This is a genomic window from Sphingomonas fucosidasi, assembly GCF_036663855.1.
Lineage (GTDB): Bacteria > Pseudomonadota > Alphaproteobacteria > Sphingomonadales > Sphingomonadaceae > Sphingomonas > Sphingomonas faeni_B.
Genome location: NZ_JAXOJR010000018.1, coordinates 22,727 through 31,736, shown reverse-complemented (window position 1 = coordinate 31,736; position 9,010 = coordinate 22,727). Strand labels below are relative to the sequence as shown.

At 52.7% G+C, this 9,010-nt stretch carries 10 protein-coding genes; 8 read left to right on the top strand and 2 right to left on the bottom strand.

Features of this window, described 5'->3' with window-relative positions; all coding sequences use genetic code 11:
• Positions 1–33: 33 nt before the first annotated feature.
• Positions 34–666 carry an SOS response-associated peptidase family protein gene (locus U1737_RS20495; RefSeq protein WP_332798076.1) on the bottom strand — a complete coding sequence of 211 codons (633 nt, stop codon included), beginning with the start codon at positions 664–666 and terminating at the stop codon, positions 34–36.
• Positions 667–707: 41 nt separating this feature from the next.
• Between U1737_RS20495 and U1737_RS20490 the strand changes: the two genes are divergently transcribed.
• From U1737_RS20490 to U1737_RS20470, 5 genes are all read left to right on the top strand, one after another.
• On the top strand, positions 708–1,043 hold the full coding sequence (locus U1737_RS20490) for a hypothetical protein (RefSeq protein WP_332798075.1): 336 nt from the start codon (positions 708–710) through the stop codon (positions 1,041–1,043).
• 291 nt (positions 1,044–1,334) lie between these two features.
• On the top strand, positions 1,335–1,769 hold the full coding sequence (locus U1737_RS20485) for a S24 family peptidase (RefSeq protein ID WP_332798074.1): 435 nt from the start codon (positions 1,335–1,337) through the stop codon (positions 1,767–1,769).
• An 8-nt stretch (positions 1,770–1,777) separates the two neighbouring features.
• Positions 1,778–3,040 (top strand): Y-family DNA polymerase, encoded by a 1,263-nt coding sequence (locus U1737_RS20480; RefSeq protein ID WP_332798073.1) that lies wholly within the window; start codon positions 1,778–1,780, stop codon positions 3,038–3,040.
• Between the two features lie 526 nt (positions 3,041–3,566).
• On the top strand, positions 3,567–4,286 hold the full coding sequence (locus tag U1737_RS20475) for a hypothetical protein (RefSeq protein ID WP_332798072.1): 720 nt from the start codon (positions 3,567–3,569) through the stop codon (positions 4,284–4,286).
• Positions 4,287–4,358: 72 nt separating this feature from the next.
• On the top strand, positions 4,359–5,135 hold the full coding sequence (locus U1737_RS20470; RefSeq protein WP_332798071.1) for a DUF4145 domain-containing protein: 777 nt from the start codon (positions 4,359–4,361) through the stop codon (positions 5,133–5,135).
• Positions 5,136–5,138: 3 nt separating this feature from the next.
• Here U1737_RS20470 and U1737_RS20465 read toward each other — a convergent pair whose 3' ends face one another.
• A complete protein-coding gene (locus U1737_RS20465) occupies positions 5,139–5,465 on the bottom strand; it encodes a KfrB domain-containing protein (RefSeq protein WP_443027168.1) in 327 nt (108 codons plus the stop codon).
• A gap of 499 nt (positions 5,466–5,964) precedes the next feature.
• Between U1737_RS20465 and U1737_RS20460 the strand changes: the two genes are divergently transcribed.
• From U1737_RS20460 to U1737_RS20450, 3 genes are read left to right on the top strand one after another with little or no spacing between them, the layout of a single operon-like run.
• Entirely contained in the window at positions 5,965–6,528 is a 564-nt protein-coding gene (locus U1737_RS20460; protein ID WP_332798069.1) for an ABC-three component system protein, read from the top strand.
• Positions 6,522–7,034 carry an ABC-three component system middle component 5 gene (locus U1737_RS20455; RefSeq protein ID WP_332798068.1) on the top strand — a complete coding sequence of 171 codons (513 nt, stop codon included), beginning with the start codon at positions 6,522–6,524 and terminating at the stop codon, positions 7,032–7,034. The genes U1737_RS20460 and U1737_RS20455 overlap by 7 nt, the downstream gene beginning before the upstream one ends.
• A complete protein-coding gene (locus U1737_RS20450; protein ID WP_332798067.1) occupies positions 7,024–8,949 on the top strand; it encodes a hypothetical protein in 1,926 nt (641 codons plus the stop codon). The genes U1737_RS20455 and U1737_RS20450 overlap by 11 nt, the downstream gene beginning before the upstream one ends.
• Positions 8,950–9,010: the final 61 nt, after the last annotated feature.

The following is a 9,010-nucleotide window of genomic DNA, read 5'->3' as shown; positions in this document are numbered from 1 at the left end:
CCCGATAGTTCGTCCGGACGAACTATCGGCCAGCTATCGTTCTTTACGGCGTGTCGGGAAGACGGGTCCGCGCACCGTCATCTTGTCCGGATCAAAAGGCTTCTGGAGCCGAACAACATCGTCATATGAGCCTCGCAACCACGTCTCGATATCGTCGGGATCGAGTATCGTTATCATGGCTTTGGGGTGGATCGGGCTAACCAGCGAATTGGGATCGCACGTCACCATCGTAAAGCCGTTGCCCTCCGCTGTGGTCTGCCAGAATCCCGCAACAGCGAACACAGGCTGACTTGGCACCGAGAACCACATTTCACCTTTGAGGGGCGGTTTGCCGTCCTCTAGATCGTGCTTGTCGGGAGTGAACTCGCAGAACTCCGTGAGAGGGACGAGGCAGCGGTTTTCCGGCTTCTCGGCCAGTTTTCGCCATTGAGGGAGCGCGAGGTTCCGCACGTTCGTCATAGGCCAAGGGGCTTTGCCGCCCGTAACGTCCCACGTCATCACGTCCCAGGCGCGTTCGCCGTCCTGTTCGCGGATGATATAATTGCGGCTCTTCGGTCGCAGCTCGCGCGGATTGAACCGATTGTCGCGGGGGCGTTCGATAAAGAGCTTTGACGCCGATCCCCATAAGGTTTCCGGTTCGCCATCCATGCGGGCGCGGTTGCACATTTTTGCGATCCCTAGTCGTCTATTGCGTGGTCACGGATCGCTTGAGCGATCTTACGCAGCAGCTCCAGAACGCGATCGTCGTTCTCGCCTTCCGCGAACGCTTCGACGATTTGAGCGGACTGTTCAAAGCTATCGGGAGTGTTTGCCATACCGCGAAGATGGTTCATCCGGCCGCGATAGGCAACGAGCAGCGCGGCGAGCGTCGGTTAGTTTGGAGTCCCTACAGGATCAAGCTTCCAGCTTATGGGCGCACCTTCTGCGATCGAGCGCATGACCTTTGCAATTTCACCCCGACAGTAATCGGCCGTCTCGCGCCGATCCTTGGCCGTGGTCGCCTCGCCCGATTGCATGACGAGAGTAGCAATCGCCGCGCATAGCGCATCGACCGCGCTATCTAGCTCGATATAGCCGCCCTCGACACCTGGCACAGCGCCCGCATCCACAACAGCCGTAAGCACGGCTTGAACGACCTTCTCGCGGTACGTCAGTGATGTGTCGCTAGGGGGGGGCATAGCAGCAGTGTCGCCGCATAACTGAGGGCTTACAAGGGGTTCGAAATGATACCCAAAAGCACGAACCCCACCGGCTGAAAATCAGATCAGCCGATAATCTAGCCGTTCCCTTTCTGTTCTTTCATGCGTTATGAGGGGCCGAAGGGAGACGCCAAAATGCTGCCGCTGATGCAGCCAATTCCGATCGCAGATATTCCGCTAGGTATATTTCCGCGCATTCTCGCAGCCGCTGGAGCTGGCTTCCCGTCGCCCGCGCAGGACTGGTCCTGCGAGTCCGTCAATCTGGTGGACCTGTTACGATTGGATCGAGCCGCGAGCTTTGTTTTCCGGATCGAGGGAAGCAGTATGAGGGACGCAGGAATCTACGATAACGACGTGGTTGTGGTCGATCGAGACACGCGCCCGTCAGACGGTCACATCGTTATCGCGGTTGTAGATGGCGGGTTTGTATGTCGCCAATTGGTGTTCCGCGAAGGTGTGCCGCATCTGGAGGCGCGCAACGTATCGACGAGCTACCCCGTGACGATCGCAGATGAGGCGGTCGACGTGTGGGGCGTCGTGCGATCGGGCGTCCGCGACTACCGGCGTTAGATCGAGCTATGTCTTATGCAATCTGTGACGTGGCAAACTTCTATGTATCGAGCGAGCGGCTTTTTGATCCTCGCTTGCGTGGCGTGCCGGTAATCGTACTATCCAACAACGACGGATGCGCTATCGCTAGAAGCGAGGAAGCAAAAGCCCTGCATATTAAAATGGGCGATCCGATGTTTAAGATTCGTGATGTTGTAAAGCGTTACGGGATACAGGTTCGATCGTCAAATTACGAACTGTATGCCGACTTAAACCGGCGTTTCAATTCAGTAATCGCAGATTTCTCCGATACGGTTGAGGTATATTCGATAGACGAGAGCTTTTTCCGTCTCCCGGTTCTCCCTAATGGAACTGGAGACGTGGCAACCGCGCACCGTGTCATCGATGCAATCTCGCGCTGTGTAGGCTTACCTACCCGTATAGGGTTAGGACCGACGCGAACGCTATCAAAGGTTGCTAATGCACTTGCAAAAGCGACCGAAAAGATTTGGGGCGGCGTCGTCGACCTTCACGACGAAGAATTGCGTCGCCGGCTGTTCGCGCAATGGCCGGTCGGGGAGGTTTGGGGGATCGGGAAGGCTCTAGAGGCCCGCCTGAAGCCGCTAGGGGTGCGAACCACGGCTGACCTTGCTGCATTGCCCCCAGCGGTCGCGAGGGACGCCGGAACCGTCGTTCTAGAGCGCCTTGTGCGTGAGTTGAACGGTATCGAATGCGCCGAGTTCACAGTTGAACCAGAGGCGATGAAGGGAACAGCCGTCACGCGGCAGTTTGGCGCACCTGTCAGCACCTTGGGCGACCTATGTGAGGCGATGGCACGTCGCGCAGCTCGCGCGGCCGAGAAGATACGCGCGCAAGGGCTGGTGGCGTCTCGCATGATCGTCTTCGCGCACGGCAGCAGATACCGGCCGAACCCACCGAGCGCATCGCGATCGGCACGCTTATCCCCGGCAAGTCACGACCCGCGCGTAATAGTCGGGATGGCAACGAGGCTTACCGAGGCGATGTTTCAGGAGGGCGGGGTATATACGAAATGCGGCATCCTGCTGGAGGATCTAAACCCGACTGGAGCGGCACAGACCGACTTATTCGCAATTCCCGACCCACGCGCTCCTGGCCTGTTAGCCGCGATGGACGGACTTAATGCCCGGTTCGGGCGAGATACGATCACGGTTGCGGCGCAGGGGCGAGGGCCAAAGGCTTCTGACACGAAGCGCAGCCAGAAATCTAATTCGTGGACGACCAACTTTGCGGAAATCCCGGTTGCGCGATGAGTACCGCGCGTTTTGAAACGACGATGGATTACGCGCGTCACCGTGCAGATATGCGGATCGTGTGCCAGTGTGGACGGACGATCAATGTACCGTTCGCCAATGTGTTGAAGCTCTTCGGCGGTTTGCCGCAGACGATGCCGCAAGCCATTGCGCGGCTAAAGTGCAAGAGGTGTTTCAAGCGGGGGCAAGTGACAGTCTCACCAGTGCCTACGGTGCAGCGATAGGGCGGAGGCTAATCACTATTGGACGTGGTACGTTCCTCATTTGCGTGGTTCCCTGAGCGTGAGGTGCCGGCGTCTATCACCAAGCGTTGCATACCTAGCCGCAAGGTCAAGGTGCGCCATTTTCTGATCGGGATCGATTGAGGCTTGTGCAGCATCTAGTTCGTGCTGCGCGAGGTTTGCATAGTGTTCAGCGTCGGTGTCCATCGTTAGCAGTCCCAAAAGCTAACGGCCTTCGCAACGACGAAGGTCGCCGAATTACCGAAGGCAGGGTAACTAATAGCACGAGAATTTTGGGGGGAAGAATGTTCGTTTATTTTTTGGCGGCGCTACAGGTCGCCGCAGCTCCTGCTAGCTCGCCTGTCGCATCGCAGGAGCCGCAGCCCGTTATCTGGCGCGATTTCCACGTAGGCATAACTCCCGAGCAGTTTGCCGAAGGGTTGCGTAAAGCCGAAGGTATCAAAACAGTAGAAGTAACCCGGAAAGGCAAGAAGCCAGCAAAGATCAAAATTGTGTATTCTGTTGGAAACGGGATGCAGATAGGTGATTTGAATGTTGTAGTAATGCCATCGTTTACCAATGATCGTCTTGAGTCTGTGAATCTATCGGAAACCGGCTGCTACTCCGTAGTAGAAGCTAAAATTGAAAAGTTAGCTACGGCCCTTGGTGAAAAATATCCTCAACAGCAGCGCGTTAAGGTAGTGAATACGGACGGTGTTTCGATTGACGTACAGCGGGCATTTCACAACAAGGAGACTAGGGTAACAGTATCGGTATCACCGATAGACAACCCCTATCCACAGCATGTTTATGGTGGCACGGGCTTCATGGCAGCGGCAAACAAGTTTGCGAACAGCATGGCTGACAGTAACTATAATTCTAATATCGAGAGTTGTCCCATCGACAAGGGGCGAAAAGCTACGCTCCAGCTTGAATATGTTTCACAGGACGCGTTTATGTTGCAGCATTCTAGGGAAACTGCCAACCAAGCTGCTAAAGCAAAGGCGACTGTGGACGGTCTCTAAACGAAGTGTGCGTCGGTAGGAGGGACACGTAGCCCTATCGACGCCCGAAATTGCGGGCCATAGGATTGCGTTATGACTGATGCCCTCGCTGAAAAAATGAAAGCTCCTTGCCCAACCTGTAGAGGTGAGACGAACTGTGTAATCCACGGATCATTAGATCAACCGTGGGAGCAAAACGACGGTGAGCATTCTTTATATGGGCAGGCCGATCACAAGCTATTAGAATGTTGTGGTTGCAATACAGCCTTCTATTATCGTTCGAGCTGGGACTCGGAAGACGTGGACGAGATTTATAATCCCCGAACCGGGGAGCCTTCAATCTATCATCCACGTCGTATCGAAACGTATCCCGAACCTATGGTAAGGGACGAGCGTGAGGCGTGGGTAGTTAGCTTGTATAAAATCGATTTACCACTCAACACTATAATGAATGAAATGTATAAGGCAGCTGCAAACGGATCGTTTATTTTGGCGTCAGTTGGATTAAGGACTGCTTTAGATCGTGCAATGGAAATATTGGGGATCGATCCGGGTCATAATCTTACTGACAAACTAAAGTCACTAAAAGAGCGTGGATTTATCGGACCGTCTGAACACGACATTCTAAGCGTTGTGGCAGAAGCAGGGAACGCTGCTGCGCATCAAGCATGGTCGCCAGATCGCGACGAATTTGCCCACTTGCGAGTTGTCTTAGAGCAGTTTGTGCATCGGAATGTCGTTGTTGGTCAAAAGGCGCTTGCCGTTAAAAACAATATTCCGGCAAAGCAGACGAGGCCACGAAAGCCTAAAGCTCCCGCACCGCAACCGCTACCGCCACCGCCCGCACCGGCAATCGCGGGTCAGGCCTAAAGATCATCTTTCACGCTCTTGCGTTCCGCGCGCGTGTGTCGTTGGCATGGGGGTGCCACGATTGGGGATAGTTTCGGCTGATCGGTTGAGCATGACGCCCCGGCCATTGTCGTATCCGATCCGCGCACCCTCCCCGGCGTGCGGGGTTTCCTTGAAGCGGTCGCGATCATGGCGCACCACCTGGCTATCGGTGCCGAGCTGGTAAATGTTGGCTTTGTCTACGTGAAGCACAGCACCGCGATATTCGCCCTTGGTATTCGGATCGGCGTCCCGAGCCGTATCAAGGCGATGGATACCACGAGGGTTCATGCCTTGCGGTTCTGACTCCATGACGGTCCACTGGCCCCCGAGGTACCTTTCGTGGAGGCGGCTTCCATTTATTATGACGAGACGTTCGGCCCTATCCGGCGTGTGAGCCGGTTCAGCAAGACCGCTCCTGAGTGGCGTTGCGGCCTTAGGAGGTGACTCGGGTCGGAAATCGCTCAAAATAGCCTCCACAGCCCGGATCGTGAGCCAGCCTTACTATAGCGAGGTAACGATTAGTCGCCTATGACGATGCCAATCGCCGTAGAGAGGAATGCCAGATGGACATGTCAGCTTTGAGTGTCATTGCGCTCGCAGTTATCGCTGCGGGCGGAGCGCTTTTCGCTTTCCGCTACAATAAATCGAGAACGAAAACAGATACCAATCGTGTCGTTATCCGGGACGTAACGACCGATGGCGACGTAGCCGGTCGGGATATCCACAAACGGAAATGAACAAATCGCTTGTGACAACGAGTAAGGCTGTCGCAACGACGACCAAGGCTTTCGTAACGAGTAAGGGGCTCGTGACCACCAATAAGGCTGATGTTATTCAGCAAGGTGTTACGGCGAATGTCGTTGCGGGCGGTTCGGCGATCATTCTTAATGTGGAAGGCCCGCAAGTTAATCCGGGACTTCAAAGACTTGTAGCGAAGTGTCTCATCGAGATAGAAAACGGCGAAATTAAAGATTCGTTTATTGAACAGCTTGCCCATTATGATCGTGTTCCGACCCATCGTAATCTGAAAACTAAGTTAGCGGATGCTGGTCAGACAATCGACTACTACGATTATGCCATCGAAGCTAAGGAGGCATTTGCCAAGTTTTTTGAGGTAACGGCTCGGCACGCATCCGGTCAAGCTATTCTAGTGGCCGGATTCAAGCACGCATACAGTACATTTCAAGAGGACATTCGGCCTAATATTGCGACTATGAAATTCGCGGAACAATCGGCAATATTCAACGAGACGGTAGTAGAGTACTTAAGTCATAATCTGACAGGCTTGCCAGAGTTTTATGGCAAGATGGAAGCGATGGGCTTACTATTCTTTCTAGCTGATAATTGCTTCATTGAGTACGCCAGTTGTTAGGTCTTAACTTTTATCCGCATCAGGATGTATACCATACCGCATTTCGTGCGTTAGCGCTGGCTCGTATAACTGGCGGGATTAAGGATGATGCCTATCGCATCGTAGACTACTTCACAATCTTTCCTTTCGATTTACCAATAATTCGGCATCGTGGAGCGCAAAAGAAGCGACTTGCTGAGCAGTTCGCAAGTGTGAAACCATACAAGTGGTACGCGAGTCCATCATCTACATTTTTGCAGCTTGCAGAGTATCAAACTATTGCGCTCGATATGTTGCGAGAGCGCGATCTGATCGAGCGGCAAGAGCTAAGACTGACGGAACTATTCGCAGTAGATGCCGGTTTAATGGCAGAATTTGACGGGTTTGTTGAGAGGATGTCACCTGTTATAAACTACATTCTTGGACTTAATGCTGAGTACGGTTTATACGGTGAGGGCGGTTTGAAAGACAGAAGTACGCTTATGACTTTCAAGTATGATGTAAAGAACAGCGCCCATGTTGATTGAAAGGTTTCGCGTTACAGCTGCGGGTGCAGTTGTATTCGATCAAGACTTGACAGAGGGCGTAAACGTTCTTGAAGGCGAGAACTCGTCCGGTAAATCCACATTATTTAAGTTGATCTATTTTGGGTTGGGCGGCGCACTGACGGCGCGGCAGTGGACTAAGGCTGCACTAAAATGCGATCGCGTCTATCTTCAAGCTAAGATTGGAGATAGCTCAATCACAATCAGTCGGAAAGTGGCGGAAACTGGGCTGCCTCCCGTCTTGGTATTTGATGGCACCATTACTGAGGGGTTGTCATCGTCAATAGAGAACTGGCAGGAGTACTCGTACTCACGCTCGGCGGAAAAGCAAAGTTACAGCCAATTAATATTTTCCGCTTTGGGAATGCCAGAGGCATTTTCTGAAATGGGGGACTTCCTTACATTTAATCAGTTTTTGCGCATACACTATGCCGACCAAGACAGTCCCAATGCATCGCTGCTTAGGTTTGAAGACCTATTCGACAAACCGACTACGCGTGAGTCTGTTGGCAATTTTGTGCTAGGCGGAACCGATCAGAACCTGGCCGAGCTGGAAAAACGTTTACGCGAAGCCCAGAACAAATACGGAGAGTCGCTTGCCTCGGTTTCTGCGGGAAATATCCTACTAGGAAGCGATTACAACGAGCTGAGCGCTGATGGTCTGGATACCGAAGAGAAGCGGGTCAATGCCGAGATAGCACAATCCGACCATCGTATAAACATTTTAGCGCAAGCTTCCTTACGGCCAATTGAATCTTCGGATATTGATAAAAGCCACGTTAGTACTCTGTCCGAAGACTTGGTAGCTGCAAAATCAAGCTTAAGCGATATCGTTTCGGCAAGGTCGGAGCTTGCCTTGGAGGCTCAGGACTCAGAGCTATTCTTGGCAACACTCTATCAGCGGGTGCAGTACCTGACACAAAGCCTGAGGGTGGCTGATTACGTCGGAGAAGTTGCACTATCCTCCTGTCCGGCTTGCGGGTCGTTAGTCGAGCCGGGGTCAGATCACCAGCACTGCTACCTTTGTAAAGCTGACGCTCCCCGCGAACGCCCGACAGCGCGGTATTTATCTCTTTTGAACGCAACCCAGTCTCAAATCGAGCAGTCTGGTCGCATTCAGAAGAAGCGGGCGCAAAATCTATCTCAGTTAGATGCATTTGCTAGGAACGCACGATCCGAGATCGACCGCTTGGCTCGCGATCTTCAAAGGCAAAAACTTACTGTTTCAACTGAAGACCAAGCAAAGCTCGCAACAGAGCAGAATCATTTGGGTTATTTACAGGCCGAACTAGACCGGATTCGCCGCGACAAGCGAGTAGTAGAACGCCTTGAAGCATTACGTGGTGACAGGGACCGTCTTGCCGGGGAGATCGCCAACGCAAAGGAAGCGATAGAGCGAGTTCGTAATGGGGCGGCGCTCCGTCTTGGTGGTGCGCTATCTGCCGTGTCACGGGAGACACAGGCGTTCTTGCAGGCGGATTTAGATCGCCAAGCCGAGTTCCACAATAACCCCCATGTAGAGATTGATTTTCGAGCTAACTCATTCAGTGTAAACGGGCAAAAGTCGTTTTCGGCTAGTTCGGTAAGTTATCTTAGGAATGCCATATTCTTAGGTATTCTTTTTGCCGCAGATAAAATTGCGTCCATGCGCCATCTTCATATTCTCATGCTTGAGAATCTTGAAGACAAGGGGATGGAGCCCGAGCGATACCACAAGCTACATAATACAATAGTCGATAAGGCTAAGAATCTCACCCAGCCATTTCAAATAATTATTGCCACCGCCGATCTTGCGCCCGAGGTGAGGGATAGCGTTCATTTTATCGGCAAGCGTTACACGCATGATAGCAAAACGTTGGATATGTTATTAGAAGACGATGGCGATACAGAAATATAAAATAATCAACGAGCATATTAGCGATCCCGTTTGCCCCAGCCCATACAATCAGGTGAGCTAT